17 protein-coding genes are annotated in these 17,713 nt (G+C 36.4%); all 17 read left to right on the top strand.

Annotation, left to right across the window (positions count from 1 at the left end; all coding sequences use genetic code 11):
* Window positions 1-187 precede the first annotated feature (187 nt).
* The 17 genes from loaP (at window position 188) to glmM (ending at window position 17,713) form a co-directional block, all read left to right on the top strand.
* Window positions 188-700, top strand: a complete 513-nt coding sequence (gene loaP, locus LK536_RS44735) for an antiterminator LoaP (RefSeq protein ID WP_227796237.1) — start codon at window positions 188-190, stop codon at window positions 698-700.
* Window positions 701-796: 96 nt separating this feature from the next.
* Window positions 797-1,981 carry a nucleotide sugar dehydrogenase gene (locus LK536_RS44730; protein WP_227796238.1) on the top strand — a complete coding sequence of 395 codons (1,185 nt, stop codon included), beginning with the start codon at window positions 797-799 and terminating at the stop codon, window positions 1,979-1,981.
* Between the two features lie 30 nt (window positions 1,982-2,011).
* Window positions 2,012-2,683, top strand: a complete 672-nt coding sequence (locus LK536_RS44725; RefSeq protein ID WP_227796239.1) for a PIG-L deacetylase family protein — start codon at window positions 2,012-2,014, stop codon at window positions 2,681-2,683.
* 13 nt (window positions 2,684-2,696) lie between these two features.
* Window positions 2,697-3,371 carry a sugar transferase gene (locus LK536_RS44720; RefSeq protein ID WP_227796240.1) on the top strand — a complete coding sequence of 225 codons (675 nt, stop codon included), beginning with the start codon at window positions 2,697-2,699 and terminating at the stop codon, window positions 3,369-3,371.
* Window positions 3,368-4,525, top strand: a complete 1,158-nt coding sequence (locus tag LK536_RS44715) for a carboxylate--amine ligase (RefSeq protein ID WP_227796241.1) — start codon at window positions 3,368-3,370, stop codon at window positions 4,523-4,525. The genes LK536_RS44720 and LK536_RS44715 overlap by 4 nt, the downstream gene beginning before the upstream one ends.
* Entirely contained in the window at window positions 4,522-5,721 is a 1,200-nt protein-coding gene (locus LK536_RS44710) for a glycosyltransferase family 4 protein (RefSeq protein ID WP_227796242.1), read from the top strand. Before LK536_RS44715 ends, LK536_RS44710 begins: the two co-directional genes overlap by 4 nt.
* A 9-nt stretch (window positions 5,722-5,730) precedes the next feature.
* Window positions 5,731-6,777 (top strand): acyltransferase family protein, encoded by a 1,047-nt coding sequence (locus LK536_RS44705; RefSeq protein ID WP_227796243.1) that lies wholly within the window; start codon window positions 5,731-5,733, stop codon window positions 6,775-6,777.
* A 3-nt stretch (window positions 6,778-6,780) separates the two neighbouring features.
* Window positions 6,781-7,803: a beta propeller repeat protein gene (locus LK536_RS44700; protein WP_227796244.1), complete on the top strand. Its 1,023-nt coding sequence runs from the start codon at window positions 6,781-6,783 to the stop codon at window positions 7,801-7,803.
* Window positions 7,804-7,821: 18 nt separating this feature from the next.
* Entirely contained in the window at window positions 7,822-8,430 is a 609-nt protein-coding gene (locus LK536_RS44695) for a CatB-related O-acetyltransferase (RefSeq protein WP_227796245.1), read from the top strand.
* Window positions 8,427-9,578: a glycosyltransferase family 4 protein gene (locus LK536_RS44690; RefSeq protein WP_227796246.1), complete on the top strand. Its 1,152-nt coding sequence runs from the start codon at window positions 8,427-8,429 to the stop codon at window positions 9,576-9,578. Before LK536_RS44695 ends, LK536_RS44690 begins: the two co-directional genes overlap by 4 nt.
* A 23-nt stretch (window positions 9,579-9,601) precedes the next feature.
* Window positions 9,602-10,819, top strand: coding sequence for an O-antigen ligase family protein (locus LK536_RS44685; RefSeq protein WP_227796247.1), 1,218 nt, complete (start codon window positions 9,602-9,604; stop codon window positions 10,817-10,819).
* Window positions 10,820-10,852: 33 nt separating this feature from the next.
* On the top strand, window positions 10,853-12,070 hold the full coding sequence (locus LK536_RS44680; RefSeq protein ID WP_227796248.1) for a lipopolysaccharide biosynthesis protein: 1,218 nt from the start codon (window positions 10,853-10,855) through the stop codon (window positions 12,068-12,070).
* 38 nt (window positions 12,071-12,108) lie between these two features.
* Entirely contained in the window at window positions 12,109-13,149 is a 1,041-nt protein-coding gene (locus LK536_RS44675) for a polysaccharide biosynthesis protein (protein ID WP_227796249.1), read from the top strand.
* Between the two features lie 10 nt (window positions 13,150-13,159).
* A complete protein-coding gene (gene wecB / locus LK536_RS44670) occupies window positions 13,160-14,332 on the top strand; it encodes a non-hydrolyzing UDP-N-acetylglucosamine 2-epimerase (RefSeq protein WP_235712171.1) in 1,173 nt (390 codons plus the stop codon).
* Between the two features lie 40 nt (window positions 14,333-14,372).
* A complete protein-coding gene (locus LK536_RS44665) occupies window positions 14,373-15,572 on the top strand; it encodes a polysaccharide biosynthesis C-terminal domain-containing protein (RefSeq protein WP_227796250.1) in 1,200 nt (399 codons plus the stop codon).
* A 99-nt stretch (window positions 15,573-15,671) separates the two neighbouring features.
* The gene (locus LK536_RS44660; protein WP_227796251.1) at window positions 15,672-16,211 is read left to right on the top strand and encodes a VanZ family protein; all 540 of its coding nucleotides are present in this window, start codon (window positions 15,672-15,674) and stop codon (window positions 16,209-16,211) included.
* A 143-nt stretch (window positions 16,212-16,354) separates the two neighbouring features.
* The gene (gene glmM / locus LK536_RS44655; RefSeq protein WP_227796252.1) at window positions 16,355-17,713 is read left to right on the top strand and encodes a phosphoglucosamine mutase; all 1,359 of its coding nucleotides are present in this window, start codon (window positions 16,355-16,357) and stop codon (window positions 17,711-17,713) included.

Here is a 17,713-nt window from a genome sequence, read left to right as displayed (position 1 = left end):
CATACCTGTTATATTATTAAGTATGTCTACGGGCAGATTCACATTACTTTGGATAAAAGTAAAAATTCTGGTTCTGTCTGTGGAAGGGCGAAGCATACCCTTTTGCACAAAGTAACGAACCATAGGATAATATATACTTTGTGGGGCGAAACACGATTAAGTCCTAGAAAAGTTGGAGGATAGGCGAATGGACAACTGGTATGTAGTGCAGGTAAGAACCGGTAGAGAAGAAGCAATCCTACAGTTAGTAAAAAAAATTGTTGATAGGACTGTATTGATTGACTGTTTTGTTCCATATTGTGAACGTTTAAAACGCTATCGAGGAGAATGGCATAAGGAGCAACATATTTTATTCCCAGGATATATTTTTTTGGTAACAGGACAAGTGGAAGAACTATTTTTACAACTAAAAAAGATTCCTGAGTTTGTAAAGATACTTAGGAATGGTATGGAGTTTATTCCTGTAAAGGAAGAGGAAAAAGGGATTCTTAAGAAAATGGGGGGAGAATCGCACTTATCTGAAATATCTAAAGGGGTCATTATAGGAGATAAGGTTGCTATTACATCTGGCCCTTTAGCTAAAATTAAAGGAGATATCATTTATATTGATCGTCATAAGCGGATGGCTATAATGAGAATTGAAATGTTTGATAGACAGTTGATGCTAAAGATGGGACTGGAAATTGTATATAAAGAGTGAATGTGAAACTGTATTGAACAAGCTGGATTTTTTCGAATCAATAAAAATAGATACTGATTTTTAATATATGATTAGTCACAATAGGAGTAATAAAGTATGAATATAGCAGTAGCAGGTACCGGATATGTTGGGCTTTCTTTAGCGATATTATTATCACAACATAACAAAGTGACAGCGGTAGACATTATAAAAAGCAAGGTTGACTTAATAAATACTGGAAAGTCCCCGATTGTTGATCCTGATATAGAAAAATACCTTTCAACAAATAGTTTAAACCTTACAGCAACTACCAATGGAGATAAAGCATATGAAGATTCAGAACTCGTTATTATATCAACTCCAACTAACTACGATGAGAAGAGAAACTATTTTGATACTTCTTCAGTAGAATCAGTTATAAAACAAATCATTAGGGTTAACTCTAAAGCAATCATAATTATAAAGTCTACAGTTCCGGTAGGTTTTACAGAAGAGATGAGAACACGATATTCTTATGATAATATTTTGTTTTCTCCAGAGTTTCTCCGTGAGGGAAGAGCCCTTTATGATAATTTATATCCATCTCGTATTATTGTAGGGGTACCAGCTGAAAATATAAGGCTGATGAAAGGCGCAGAAAAATTTGTTAACCTTCTTAGGGAAGGGGCAGAAAAAAAAGAGATTGAGATAAGATTCATGAAACCAACAGAAGCCGAGGCAGTCAAGCTTTTTGCAAACACATATCTTGCGCTTCGTGTTTCTTTCTTTAATGAGTTGGATACATATGCAGCAGTCAGGGGGCTGGATACCAAATCAATTATTGAAGGCGTTGGGCTTGATGCACGCATTGGTAACCATTATAATAATCCTTCCTTCGGATATGGTGGATATTGTCTACCAAAGGATACAAAACAACTCCTTGCTAATTACAATAATGTGCCTCAGAATATAATCTCGGCAATCGTTGCTTCTAACAGTACCAGAAAGGATTTTATAGCCGAACAGGTTCTTTCAATAAATCCGAAAACGGTTGGAGTATATAGATTGACAATGAAATCTGGCAGTGATAACTTCAGACAGAGTTCTATCCAAGGCGTAATGAAGAGAATTAAGGCTAAAGGGATAAGGATAGTAATCTATGAACCAACAATAAAAGAAGAATATTTTTATAATAGTCGTATTATAAAAGATTTAGATGAGTTTAAAAAAATAAGCGATGTAATCATAGCAAATCGGTATAATAATGAAATTCAAGATGTAGTTGATAAAGTTTATACAAGGGATTTGTACAAAAGGGATTAGAATTCTAATATAAAAACAGGGAGGAGCAAAATGAATTATTTGTTTGTAGTTGCACATCCAGATGATGAAGTTTTGGGAGCGGGTGCAACAATACACAAGTTTGTAGAAGAAGGGAATGAAGTGGCGATTGCGACACTTGCGAATCACGTAGCTGCACGGGCAAATATTTCTTCAACACTTACCCAGGACCAATCTAATGCTATGAAAATTCTTGGCGTATCAAGATGTTATACCGCGGATTTCCCAAATATACAGATGAATATTGTACCCCATTTAAATCTTGTTCAGTTCATTGAAAGGTGCATTGAAGACTTTGAGGCTGATTCAATATATACCCATCACCCTGCAGATACTAATAATGACCATGTGATGACAAGTTACGCGGCTCAGGCTGCATCGAGGTTGTTTCAACGTAAGGAGGGGGTACCATCACTTAAACAGTTTGTTTATATGGAAGTGCCCTCGTCAACAGAGTGGTCACTAAATACTTCTGCCAATAGATTCTTGCCTAATCTTTTTGTGGAGATTGGTAAAAGTGGGGTAGAAATCAAATTGCGTGCATTATCTGCATATGAAGGGGTAATGAGGAGTTATCCCCATCCTCGGTCTATAGAGGCTATTCAAGGTCTAGCCGCATACCGTGGTGGACAGGCAGGATGTAACTACGCAGAAGCTTTTGAAACTGTATTTCTTAGAGATTAAAGGGAGTAACTAGGTGAAGCGCACAGTTTATTTATTATCAAAGAGGCTGTTTGATATTATTTGTTCAGTAATTGGAATCATAATCACTTCTCCTATATGGTTAATAGCTATTATTGGAATTGAACTTTCAGATTACGGTCCTGTTTTTTATATAGCTAGAAGAGTTGGTAGGCATAATAAAGAATTTAGGATGTATAAATTTAGGTCAATGCGTATAGAAACGAATGCAAATGAATATGGGTTTAAAGCGGATGTTGACAGAATTTTTCCTTTTGGTTGGTTCATGAGAAATAGTAAAATTGATGAATTACCTCAGCTTATAAACATTTTGTTAGGCAATATGAGTATTGTAGGACCACGTCCAGCATCAATTGATCAGGTTAAGACGGTCAGAATGGGTAAATACGAGATATCCGCCAATGTAACGTCCGGGTTAACGGGCCCATCTGCGCTATACGATTATATCTATGGCGATACGATTGATAATGAACTTGAATATAAAGAGAAAGTTCTTCCAACTAGATTGGAACTGGACGCCTGGTATGTGAAGCATATGACCCCTTGGCTGGATATTAAAATGATTTTGTATACAGTTGTCTGTGTGTGCACATCAATTTTGAATAAAAAGCAGGAAAAGATTCTTAATGAAATTATAGAATACATTGAGTCGGAGGATGATATGGTATGAATTTTTATGGAAAGCGCATCTTGATTGCGGAAGGACGGGCGAGACAAAGCCTTCCATTATCTCGTGCCTTCAGGAATTTGGGTTGTAATGTTTCAGCGCTATGTGGATCAAAATTAGATGTATCTTATGCTTCTAGATTTATTAATAATAAAATACTCGGTGTATGTGACAATGAAAGAATTGATGAAACAACGAAACAACTGAAGGTTTTGATAGAAACGGGAATTTATGATTTGGTGGTTCCAACAACAGATTTTTCTGCATCGATTCTTTCAAAAAATAAATCCTATTTATCGAAATATACGAAAGTAGCATCAAATGATTGGGATATATTTCGGATAGCTAGTGATAAACTTAAAACAATGGAAGTCTGTATGCGTGAAAATATTCCTTGTCCCTTTACTTTATCTGAAGTAACCGATTTAAATCAGGTACTTAATTCGCACATCAGATTTCCTATAGTAGTAAAGCCACGTATAGGATATGGGGCGATTGGTTTTAAAATTATTCAATCAAAGCATCAATTAGTAGAACTTTTTAAAGATGGTAATGATGACTTATCTCTTTATGTTTTTCAGGAATTCATTCCACAGACTGACATTCAATATGAATGCGCAATGTTTATGGATGATAACAATGATGTAAAAACATCAGTGGTATTTAGTAAAAATAGATGGTTTCCAATAGATGGAGGCTCAAGTACACTAAACATAACCGTGAATCGGCCTGACATAGTTAAAAGCTGCACACAATTGCTGAAGGCAATCCATTGGCATGGCGCTGCGGATATTGATTTGATACAAGATCCAAGAGATAATTTGGCAAAGATAATGGAAATTAATCCCCGAGTATCGGGTAGTGTAAAGATATGCTTTGATGCTGGTGTAAATCAGGCTCTCCAAATGCTTGAACTCGCATTTGGCGAGCCTGTTACGAAGTATGAATCTTATGAGGCTGGTTGCAGACTACGTTGTTCTCAATCTGATTTGCTGTGGTTTATAAAATCCCCTAATCGTTTTAAAGCATCCCCATCGTGGTTTAGTTGCTATAACACAAGAGACCAGATATTTACTTTAAGTGATCCCTTACCATGGTTTGTTTTTTCGCTTCATGGTCTACTTGATTATAAAAAGGAAATGAATAAAAGAAAATGAAGATATTGATTGTATCCCAGTATTATAATCCAGAACAGTTTTTAATAAATGATATTGCGCCGGCACTTGTGAAAAAAGGACATGACGTAACTATATTAACAGGTATTCCTAACTACCCACAGGGAAAAATATATAAAGGATATAGATTTGGAAAAAGGTGTGAAACAATAGATGGTGTGAAAGTAATTAGGTGTTTTCAATTTGGTCGGGGTCGAGGGAAAGTAGGGCTGATGCTTAATTTCATTTCGTTTGCTATATTTGGTTCTATAAAATCTCTCTGTATATCAAGACAATTCGACTGTGTGTTTTGTTATCAGCTTTCTCCCATAACCATGGCATTACCGGCTATCGTTTATAAACGAAGAACACATACACAAATATTTTTATACTGTCTTGATATATTTCCAGAGTCTATTCTTTCGCATATCAGTAAGGACGGGGTATTGTATAGGATGGTTTCTGTTATTTCAAGAAAAATTTATAATTACTGTGATTGTATCGCGGTAACATCTAAACCGTTTATGGAATATCTAATGAAAGAGAATCTGGTTGTTGAGAAGAAAATTGTATATATTCCACAGCATGCAGATGCTGATATGCTGTTATATGATTTTGCTTCAGAAGAGGATGGTATTGCAGATTTTTTGTTTGCCGGTAATGTTGGATATGCACAAAATATGGAAACAGTTGTTGCCGCAGTTGATTTTTTGAAATTACGAAAAGATTTTAAGGTACATATTGTTGGTGATGGTTCAAGGCTTTCTTATTTGAAAGATTTAATTTCCCAAAAGCATCTTGAGTCTTTTTTTGTATTTTATGGAAAACATTCAAAAGAGAAAATGCCTGCTTTTTATCAAAAAGCAGATGCACTTCTTCTTACCCTTAGAGGAGATAATCAGGTGGGGAATACAATGCCAGGAAAACTACAAACATATATGACAGTTGGTAAACCAATTATTGGTGCGATAAATGGTGCGGCAAAAGAGGTGATTAAAGAATCTGGAGCCGGAATTTGCGTTGATTCTGGAGATGCATCTGGTTTGGCAAAATGTATGCAGATGTATATTTGTAATCCTAAAGCGTTTGAAAACTGTGGAAAGAATGCTCGGAATTATTATATAAATCACTTTACTTTGGATATATACTTAGAAAATATAATTAAAGAATTAAAACAAATCAGTAAAAAAAAGAATTGAGATGAAATTATGAATAAGAAAAAAAAGAAATATACGTATATATCCATAATGCAGATAATAAGTGCACTACTTATTCTTTTATTGCATTCTAATCCTGATAATGTCTCCTCCGTTGTAATGAGTAAGGGTTGGTATAGAATATTTTATTTTATTTTATACCAAATCAGGGTGGATCATATAGCGCTAGTTGTATTTATGGGAATTAGCGGAATGTTGTGTACACTGTCATCTACAAACCTTTGGGAGCGAAAAAGTTATCTGGAGTATGTAAAAAGAAGAGCCTTAAGACTATTGCTACCCTATATCGTGATAAATATACTTTTATATTTGCCAAAAGCCTTGCTCAATGATTATATGCAGGCTGACACACAGTTAAGTGTTAAGTTTTTTTTGAATATGATTACTAATCCTCGAAGTGGTGTTAGTGCGAATTTATGGTTTTTGCCAACATTATTTTGGCTTAGTGTTATGTCACCGATTCTGCAAAAAATAGCAAAGTACGAAAAATTATGGGTAAGATATACGTTCATGGCATTGTTTGTCCTAATACACTGTCTACCTGATGTGACGAATACACTAGCCTTAAATGATGTAAAAAAGTATCTTATGTTTTATTATCTAGGAATGTTAATAAACAAACAAATCATTGATTTTAGTTATACACAAATTAGATACATATTATTATTGCTGGGCTGCGGATTGATAGGTTTTGTAATTACCTTGTATTTTCATGACAATTTGTTTGTTGATACTATTTATCTATGCTTTGGTGGTATTGTGGTATTCACACTTTCCCTACTTTTGGAAAGATTCTTTTATGAGAATAAAGAACCATATTTAGGTGACAAAACAATGAGTATATATTTGCTATCATTTCCTGTTACTACGGCCATTGATATTATCTTTGGTGTTCTGGGAATTAATACAATTATTACAGTAATATGTATGTTTTTATTTGGCTTGTGCATACCGGTCATAATACACATATTGTTCAATAGATTTTGTGAAAAGATAGGAAGGAAACTGCCAGTTCTAGCGGCAATCATTGGTGGCTGATTTATGGAAAATATACGTAAAATAGGAAAAGTTCGTGTACTGTATGCAAATGATAAAGAGATATGGGTTGCCAGTGGAATGAAGTTTTGGAAAACGGATTATTCAGGACAGCGGCTGACTCCTAAGTTTAAAGTGGGTACTATGAAATCTGGTATATTTGCATTTAACAGACTGTCAAGCCAGCTATTAAGAGTTGGTATACATCATATTATGCCATTAAAAAATGGTAATACCCTTGTATCTACAAAAAAGGCTACATATATTGTTGATTGTGATGGTAAAACAATAAGTATTTTTACTGATTTTAGAGGTAATAAACCTGCCCAATTCGGAATATGTGAATCTGATAATGGCTACATATATTTTGGCGAATATACAATTAATCTCGGAAACGATCATCCAACATCGTTGTACTGTAGTTACGATAATGGAAAAAGTTTTAAGGAACTATACCGCTTTGAAAAGGATCAAATCCGGCATATCCATTTTATTCAATGGGATGGTTATGAACGATGTTTGTGGATGGGAACAGGAGATAAAGATAAAGAGTGTCTGCTGATGAAGAGTGAAGATTATGGCAATCATTGGTCTATAGTCGGACAAGGATCACAGTTGTGGAGAGCTATTGGAATTGTATTTACTCCGGATTTTTTATACTGGGGAACAGATGCAGGTAGTGTGCCTGATCAGAATCATGTTATTAGAATGAAACGTTCAGATTATCAACTTGAAATTATTGCAGATTTACCAGGTCCATGTCACGGTATAACATCTACATCGGATGGAAAAATATATATTTCCACGGGAGTAGAGGGGGGAGAAAATGAGAAGGATAGATTTGCACGTATTTTCAAAGTGGAAGGAAATAATATTACGGAAATTATTAAAATTAAGAAAGATGTATTTCCTCTTATTCTGCAATATGGTGTTTTCCATTTTCCCAGAAACAGTGGAGAATGTACTAAGCTTGCGTTTTCGGCTTTCGGTTTGAAAAAGAATGGAGAATCTTCATTTACAATCGATTAAACAGAGGTGAAGTATACAATGAAATTATCTTATATATGGGCAAAAGTACTTTTAAAATTGCGTGGCAAGGCTGTTAGAGGAAGTTATATTGATAAAACAGCATTTATAAACACTGGTTGTAATATTGTAAATTCATATATTGGCCGTTATTCATATTGCAGCTATGATGCATGGGTTATAGAAACAAAAATTGGCAGTTTTTGTTCTATTTCTAATAATGTAAGAATTGGAGGTCCGGCACATCCAACCGAATGGGTTTCAACCTCTCCGGTTTTTTATAGTGGAAACAATGTTTTTAGCAAACATCTGGCTGAAATAGAATATGAGCCATTTCAGAAAACAATAATTGGGAATGACGTTTGGATTGGTGAGAATGTATTGATAAAAGCAGGAGTAAATGTAGGAAATGGTGCGGTGATAGGTATGGGAAGTGTTGTGACGAAAAATATTGGAGCTTATGAGATTTGGGCTGGTAATCCAGCGAAGTTCATTAGAAAACGCTTTAATGATGAACTTTGCATTCTGATTAACAACAGTAACTGGTGGGAACTCAGTGATAAACAGTTGGCAAAGTGTGCATTGAATATTTCAAATCCGGAATTATTTATAAAGGGGTGTAAACAATGAAGAAAATACTGCATCTTTGTCTCTCCTGCTTTTATATTGATGGTTATTCTTATCAGGAAAATTTGTTACCCAAATATCATAAGAAATTGGGGTATGATGTGGAAATTATTGCCTCTCTAATGACGTTCGATAGTTGTGGAAAAAGAAGTTACTTACATAATGCATCCAGGTATATGAATGAATTTGATATTCCAGTTCAACGACTGGCGTACAAGATACCAACTAAATTGGGCAAAGTTTTCAGGGTATATGAGGGGACCTTTAGTTCTATTGAGAAAGCTCGACCAGATATCATTTTCATGCATGGCATACAATTCGCAGATATTAATTCCGTAATAAGATATGTCGAGAAATATCCAAACACTATGATTTATGCAGATAATCATTCTGATTTTTCAAATAGTGCAACAAATTGGATTTCGAAAAATATACAGCACAAAATAATATGGAAATATTTTGCGAAAAAGTTAGTGCCATATGTAAAAAAGTTTTACGGTGTTCTTCCGGCCAGAGTCAATTTTATGGTCGATTTATATGGGCTTCCAAAGGAAAAGGTCGAGTTATTGGTTATGGGAGCAGATGACGAACTTGTAAATCAGGCAGTAAATACAGATATTCCGAAACGTATTCGTGTAGCACATGGTATTGATGAAAAGGACTTCTTAATCATTAGTGGAGGTAAGATTGACCAATGGAAACAGCAGACTCTTTTATTAATGGATGCTGTTAATAAAATAGAAAGAAATGACGTAAAGTTAATTATATTCGGCTCAGTAACAGATGAATTAAAAGATGCAGTGGAAGGGCGATGCTCAACTAGGGTTCAATATATAGGATGGGTAAAATCAGAAGAATCATATGGATATTTTGCTGCTGCCGATTTAGTAGTGTTTCCGGGGAGGCATTCTGTGTTTTGGGAGCAAGTTGCCGGGCAGGGAATTCCAATGATTGTAAAGTATTGGGAAGGTACTACGCATATCGATTTCAATGGTAATGTTGAGTTTTTATACAATAATCAAGTTGAGGAAATAGCAGATTCTATCACTAAATTACTTGATAATGATACTTATACTAAGATGAAACAAGCTGCTCAAGATGCAAAAGGGAATTTCCTATACAGTGATATTGCAAAAAGGAGCATATCATAATATTACATACAGGAGAAAGCAGCATGGAAGGTTTATTGTTTCTAATCTCAGTTTTTAATTATTCCTTTGGTCTGGTACTAGCGTTTGTATTTAATATAGATGAAAGCACCATGGTTAGAGCTACTGCTATTTTTGCCCTTTGTTTTTCGTTTTATGAGTTATTAAAATCATGGGGAGGTTTTGAGTCCAAAGTTGCAAGAAGCAGAAAATATAAGTTGTTGCTGTTTTTCGTGTTTTTGTTATTAAGTTTGATTATGACAATATTACTTCATGGAGGAGAACTTCCACCAAAAGTAAAAAGTGCATTTCTGACGCTTGGCACACGTGTATTATCCGGAATATTGCTTGGAATTGCATGGAACAGAAGGAACGTTGCTAAAAAAATTGTATCATGGATTGAACCATACTGTCTTTTTAATACAATTGTCTTGCTTTATGCAGTTAGCTTGAATAAAGGACAATTGGCTATTAATCTTGCAGTTAGCCGGCAGACTTTATCGTACAGTGGCGCTTATTGTATAGCTCTTTTATTGTTTCTCAATTTTAATCATAGTTCTTTAAGTTTACCGATATTGTTAAAATACACTTTTTGGAAGTGGATAAACTGGGGACTGGTTGTATTAGACTTATATATCGTTTTTGCTGGTGCCGGGCGTGGTGCTTTTGTTCTCTCAGGAGTTATATTAATTTACTTTGTATTTACTCAAATAAAGACAATGGACTTTATGAAAATTGCAGAGGTGGCAGCATTGATATTCATCGCTTTTGCAGGCATTGTTTATGCCTCAAAATCAAGCTCAATATCAAGTGGCTTCCAAGCTATTGAGAGTCTTTTTCTTAATGGTTTTACCGACCGAAGTTCAACAGAACGACTTGATTTTTATTATGAAGCGTATGAATATGCAAAGAATAATTACTTTATAGGTGGAGGTACCTGTACTGTTGAATACGTATTAGGTAACTATTCTCATAATATGTTTATGGATATATTGGTTGATTTTGGTTTGATTGGTGTATTATTTGCACTTTATAAATTTGGGGGAATTGTATGTAAAGGTATGAGACTAGCGGATAAACATTCTTATTTTCAAATGCTTTTTATAATGTTTCTGTGTGGCTTTATTGGATTGCAATTTAGTGGTTCATGGTTAGCTGAAACAGCACTTTGGTTTCCTTTTTCTGCCATATATCTATATATTGAAAAGAATAGAAAAACACAGGAAATCATATTGCAGATATAGAACGTTGTGGATAATTAATATGGAGAGATTTGCGTGAACATTTTAAAACGGTTCGGAGAAAAAATAAAAACAGTATCCAGAGATTTCATATATAATATTATGGCATCGGTGATACTTACTGGAACAATGCAGTTAATTGTATATCCTTTTCTTGCCAAAAAGTTAACATCTGGTGATTATGGAACAATTGTTACTGTTATGGGAGTCATTAATACGATTGCGGGTAGTCTTGGTACGGCACTGAATAATACGAGAATAATTATGAACAATGATTATGCTAAGAAGGGGGAAATAGGAGACTTTAATCCTTTATTGATTGTGGTACTATTTCTATCTTTTTTCAGTATAATTGGTATTTCATTTTTTTACTTTGGATACGCCTTTGGAACTTCTTTGATATTAGGATTAATTTCACTTTTTGTAGCGGCAAGACAGTATATAACGGTTGAGTATAGGTTAATATTAAATTTTAAGAAGTTATTAGTTAGTAATATATTTGGTGCAATCGGATATCTAATAGGTTTATTTTATGGTGGAAGATATTGGGCTCTGATGTTTTTGACCTCTGAAGTATTTGCCATGATATATGTCCTATATTCAACATCGATTTGGAAAGAAAAATTAATCGTCACCCGTTACTTTGAAACAACTGCAAACAAAACAATGATACTATTAATATCCGTATTTTTTTCAAATACACTGACTTACTTTGACAGAATCTTTTTGTATCCTACCCTGGGTTCTGAAGCGGTATCAATATATACGGTTGCATCATTTATGGGAAAGTCTTTGGCTATTGTATTTACGCCTATTGGCGGTGTTCTGTTAGGCTACTTTGCACAAAATTCATTTAGAATGAGTAAAAAAAAGTTTAGATTATTTAATGTATCGATACTGGGCATTTCAGCTTTTTTTGCAATATTAATTTTTCTAATAGGACCATTTATAACAAGATTACTATATAGCGAGATATATCCTATGGCTAGGGAGTATTTGTTTATTGCCAATGGTGCAGCTGTTGTTGCTGTTATCTGTAATATGATTCAGACAGTAATTCTGAAATTTTCACCTACCTATTTCCAAATAGTAAAAGAAATATTATACCTCTTTACATATCTATTGCTGTGCTTTTTATTAATTCCTACATATGGACTTGTAGGGTTCTGTATAGCAACCTTACTTTCAAATATTATAAAATATATTACTATAACCGTTATGGGAGAACTTACATTTAGGGCTATACATAGATAGAGGAATAGAGGAATACTTAAATAAGAAGGAGAAACAACATGTTTAAAGATAAAACACTAATGATAACTGGTGGAACTGGATCCTTTGGTAATGCGGTCCTTAATCGATTTATAAGGACTAATATAGGAGAAATAAGGATTTTCTCCAGAGATGAGAAGAAACAGGATGATATGCGTCATGAATATCAAGCAAAAATGCCGGAAGTAGCAGACAAGATTAAGTTTTATATTGGTGATGTAAGAAACCTTGAGTCAGTAAAAAGTGCAATGCATGGCGTGGACTATATCTTTCATGCAGCTGCGTTAAAACAAGTTCCTTCATGCGAATTTTTTCCAATGGAAGCTGTCCATACCAATGTAATAGGTACTGAACATGTGCTGACAGCAGCAATCGAGGAAGAAGTCAAGTCTGTTATCTGTCTGTCTACTGATAAAGCTGCGTATCCTGTCAACGCCATGGGTATTACTAAGGCGCTGGAAGAGCGTGTTGCAGTGGCAAAAGCAAGGACTACAGAAAAAACGAAAATCTGCTGTACGAGATACGGCAACGTGCTGTGTTCCCGCGGATCAGTAATTCCATTGTGGATTGACCAGATTAAAAATGGTAATCCAATTACCATAACTGATGGAAATATGACACGATTTATTATGTCACTGGATGAGGCGGTTGATCTTGTTTTATTTGCATTTGAGCATGGGAGCCCTGGAGACATTCTTGTACAGAAAGCACCTGCGTGCACCATCCAAGTCCAGGCAGAGGCGGTCTGTGAACAGTTTGGTGGCAATAAGGAAAAAATTAAGGTCATAGGTATTCGTCATGGAGAAAAAATGTATGAAACACTGCTTACGAATGAAGAATGTGCGCAAGCTGTTGATATGGGGAACTTTTATAGGGTACCCTGTGATAAAAGAGGATTAAATTATGATAAATACTTTAATGAAGGTTACGCAGAACGCAATACACTAACTGAATTCACCAGTAACAATACCACCCTTTTAACGGTAGAACAGGTCAAGGAAAAGCTTTTGACACTGCAATACATTAGAGACGAACTGGATTTCATGAAAATAAATTATTGAGGTAAAAAAGATGTTTGATGATGTAAAATGGCAGGATAATGGTAAATTAAAATTGTTAATTATTGTTGGTACACGGCCTGAAATAATACGCCTTTCTGCAATAATTAATAGGTGTCGCCTATACTTTGATACCATTCTTGCCCATACAGGGCAAAATTATGATTACAATCTCAATGGGGTGTTTTTTAAAGAACTAGAACTTTCTGCCCCGGAAGTTTATCTTGAGGCAGTTGGTGCAGATTTAGGGGAAACATGTGGTAACATTATTACTAAGTCGTATCGATTGATGACAAAAATCAAACCAGATGCCGTTCTGGTGCTTGGTGATACAAACTCATGCTTATCTGTTATAAGTGCAAAGAGGCTGCATATTCCGATATTCCATATGGAGGCAGGAAATCGTTGTAAAGATGAGTGCTTGCCAGAGGAGACCAATCGCAGGATTGTAGATATTATTTCCGATGTGAACATGGCATACAGTGAACATGCACGCCGCTATCTTGCTGAATGTGGCTTGCCAAAGGAAAGGACATATGTTACAGGTTCCCCTATGGCAGAAGTATTGAACAATAACCTCATAAAAATAATGATAAGCGATATCCATACTCGTCTAGGTCTAAAAAAGAGTAAATATATCCTTCTTTCTGCTCATAGAGAAGAGAATATTGATACTGAAAAGAACTTTATTAGTCTATTTACGGCTATTAATAAGATGGCTGAGTGGTATGATATGCCGATCTTATATTCATGCCATCCAAGATCTCGAAAGCGTCTGGAATCATCGGGTTTTATACTTGACAAAAGAGTTATACAACATGAACCACTTGGATTCCTTGATTATAACTGCCTTCAGATGAATGCTTTTTGTGTTGTCTCAGACTCGGGTACCTTACCAGAGGAAAGCAGTTTTTTTACATCTATTGGTCATCCGTATCCAGCGGTTTGTATCCGCACATCTACAGAGCGTCCTGAGGCATTGGATAAGGCTTGTTTTATACTTTCGGGTATTGATGAGAAGGGATTGATGCAGTCAATCCATACCGCTGTTACAATGAATGAAAACGGGGACCATGGTACTCCTGTGCCTGATTATATTGAAAAAAATGTTTCGTGCAAAGTGATTAAAATTATTCAGTCCTATACAGGCGTTATTAATAAAATGGTTTGGAGAAAAGAAATTTGATATTTGAAATTTTAGATAAAATGATAGAAGGATAACAAATATGAATATATTGGTAACGGGATCTGCAGGATTTGTGGGCCGCAATTTGGTAGAAAACTTAAAGAATATAAGGGATGGAAAAAATAGAACAAGGCCAAAGATACAGATTGAGGATATTTATGAGTACGACCGTGGGAATACAGCAGAGGATTTGAATAGATATTGCAGGGAATGCAACTTTGTTTTCAACCTTGCTGGGGTAAACCGGCCAGATAATTCAGAAGATTTCAGGGTTGGTAACTTCGGATTTGCTTCTGAGTTATTAGATACTCTTAAGATCCATCATAATACATGCCCAGTAATGTTAGCATCCAGTATACAGGCAACATTAGAAGGACGTTTTGGTAATAGTAAATATGGCCGTTCAAAGAAGGATGGGGAGGAGCTATTCTTTCGCTATGAAAAGGAGACCGGTTCTCATGTTCTGGTTTATCGTTTCCCGAATTTGGCAGGTAAGTGGATACGGCCAAACTATAATTCTGCGATTGGCACGTTCTGTCATAATATAGCAAATGATATGCCAATTACCGTCAATGATCCCAGTATTGAATTAGATATTCTTTTTATTGATGATTTGGTAGAAGAAATGTTTAATGCATTGGAAGGAAATGAACACCGTTGCGAGTATAAAGGTGTAGAGCCTATTTTATGCGAAAATGGAAGATACTGCTTTGCGACAGTAACGCATAAGGTTACTCTGGGATATATTGTAAAATGCCTTCATGAATTTAGTAATCAGCCAAAGACGTTTATTATGCCTGAAATCCCTCCTGGTAGTTTTGAGAAGAAGCTTTATTCCATGTATCTCTCTTATCTGCCAAAGGATAAAGTGGCCTTTGACCTGAAGATGAATAAGGATGATAGAGGCTCATTTACAGAACTTTTAAGGACAGCTAACTGTGGTCAATTTTCGGTGAATATCAGTAAACCAGGTATTACTAAAGGACAGCACTGGCATAACAGCAAGTGGGAGTTTTTTATTGTCATTTCTGGTGAAGGATTGATTCAAGAGAGGAAGATAGGGACAGATAAGATATATGAATTTAAGGTATCTGGAGATAAAATCCAGGCAGTTCATATTCTTCCAGGATATACACATAATATTATTAATCTATCTGAAAAAGAAAACCTGATAACAGTAATGTGGGCAAATGAGCAGTTTGAGCCAAATCGCCCTGATACATTTTGGGAATTGGTGTGATGCGAATATTAAAATCAGTTCTAAGAACTAAAGGTTTGATTCTGCTAAACAATCTATGAGTTATAACAAATAAATATAAAGGAAACGAGGCTTTAAAGCTTGGATTTATATCAGGTCTTTATTACTCATAATGGGGCATGGACTATTCAAGATATTATCTGCCTTTTAGCTTTATTCATTCTGGCAGCAATATTTACTTGTAGACAGCTTTGTAGACAGCGCATTGTAATGTCACAGGCTGTGGCGGGCTTGGCACTATTCCTATTTATAGGAGTGGTTTTCGGTTCCACAGTATTTACACGTATGCTTGCGGAGCGAAAGTACAATTTAGAACTCTTTTGGTCTTGGAAGGAGATTATAAATGGTAACCGGGATTTGTTAAAGGAGAATTTTCTAAACTGTATACTTCTGATTCCTATGGGATTACTATTACCTGCAACACTGAACCATAGAATTAGCTGGTGGAAAGGAATGCTAATAGGGGTAACGACCTCAGCAATAATAGAAACCAGCCAGTTGATTTTTTGTAGGGGATTGTTTGAATGGGATGACATGATTCATAATGGAATTGGTTGTATGATTGGGTGTGTCATAGCAAATATGATAAAAGAATGTTTAAATAAACATAAATTGCAGTAATATGATAAAGATTAACTGAGTTTATTAATAATCTCTATAAAATATAATGGAATTCGTATTAGTATATTCTCTCAATTCGTTATCGATTAAAATTGGATTCGTGTTTGATTGTGTCCCATATCACTTAAATAAGGAGAAACATCATGGCAAAATACTTCGGCACCGACGGCTTCCGCGGCGAAGCCAACAAAACACTAACAGTAGAACACGCATACAAAATCGGCCGGTTCCTGGGCTGGTACTACAGCAGAAATAAAAAAGATAAGAGATGCCGGGTTGTCATTGGAAAAGACACCCGGCGTTCTTCATACATGTTTGAATATTCCCTGGCCGCCGGGCTTACGGCATCCGGCGCGGACGCCTATCTTCTTCATGTGACCACAACTCCCAGCGTTTCCTATGTGGCCCGCACCGAAGGCTTTGACTGCGGCGTCATGATATCAGCCAGCCACAATCCCTACTATGATAATGGCATTAAATTGATTAACGCCCAAGGAGAAAAAATGGACGAGGATACCATCCTGAAGATAGAAGCCTACATCGATGGCATCTCAGGTGAAATCCCGCTTGCAGTCAGGGAACAGATTGGGCGTACCGTGGACCATGCGGCAGGCAGGAACCGCTATACGGGTTACCTTATTTCCCTGGCAACCCGTTCCTACGAGAATATGAGGGTGGGCCTGGACTGTGCCAACGGAAGCGCCTGGATGATTGCCAAAAGCGTGTTTGACGCCCTAGGAGCAACCACCTATGTGATTAACAATGAACCGGACGGCCTGAATATCAATACTGACTGCGGTTCCACCCACATGGACGGACTTATACGGTTTGTCAAGGAAAAGAAATTGGATGTGGGTTTTGCGTTTGATGGGGATGCGGACCGGTGCCTGTGTGTGGATGAAAAGGGCAATTTAGTGGATGGGGATCTTATCCTCTACATATATGGCCGCTATATGAAGGAACGGGGGAAACTCCAGGGCAATAGGATTGTCACCACGGTCATGTCCAACTTCGGCCTGTACAAAGCCCTGGATGAGGCCGGAATTGAATATGAGAAAACAGCGGTGGGGGATAAATACGTATATGAAAACATGGCCTCCAACGGCTACCGTATTGGCGGCGAACAATCCGGTCACATCATCTTCCGCAAATATGCAACCACGGGGGACGGAATCCTCACAGCCATCAAGATGATGGAGGTCATCCTTGAGAAAAAGCAGCCTCTCAGCAAGTTAGCAGAGCCGGTGCATATCTACCCGCAGGTCCTTAAGAATATCCGGGTAAAGGATAAGAAGGCAGCCAGGGAGGATAAGGATGTACAGGATGCTATTAATCAGGTGGAAGCGGCTCTGGGAAAGGATGGCCGGATCCTTGTAAGGGAAAGCGGGACAGAGCCTGTCATGCGGGTGATGGTGGAGGCAGCGGAACCGGCCAGATGCCGGGAATTCGTTGACCGGATCATAGAGGTCATCATATCCAAAGGCCATCAGGAGGTATTGTAG

It is taken from the genome of Clostridium pacaense (assembly GCF_020709765.2).
Taxonomy (GTDB): domain Bacteria; phylum Bacillota; class Clostridia; order Lachnospirales; family Lachnospiraceae; genus Enterocloster; species Enterocloster hominis.
This window is presented reverse-complemented; position numbering and strand designations above follow the sequence as displayed.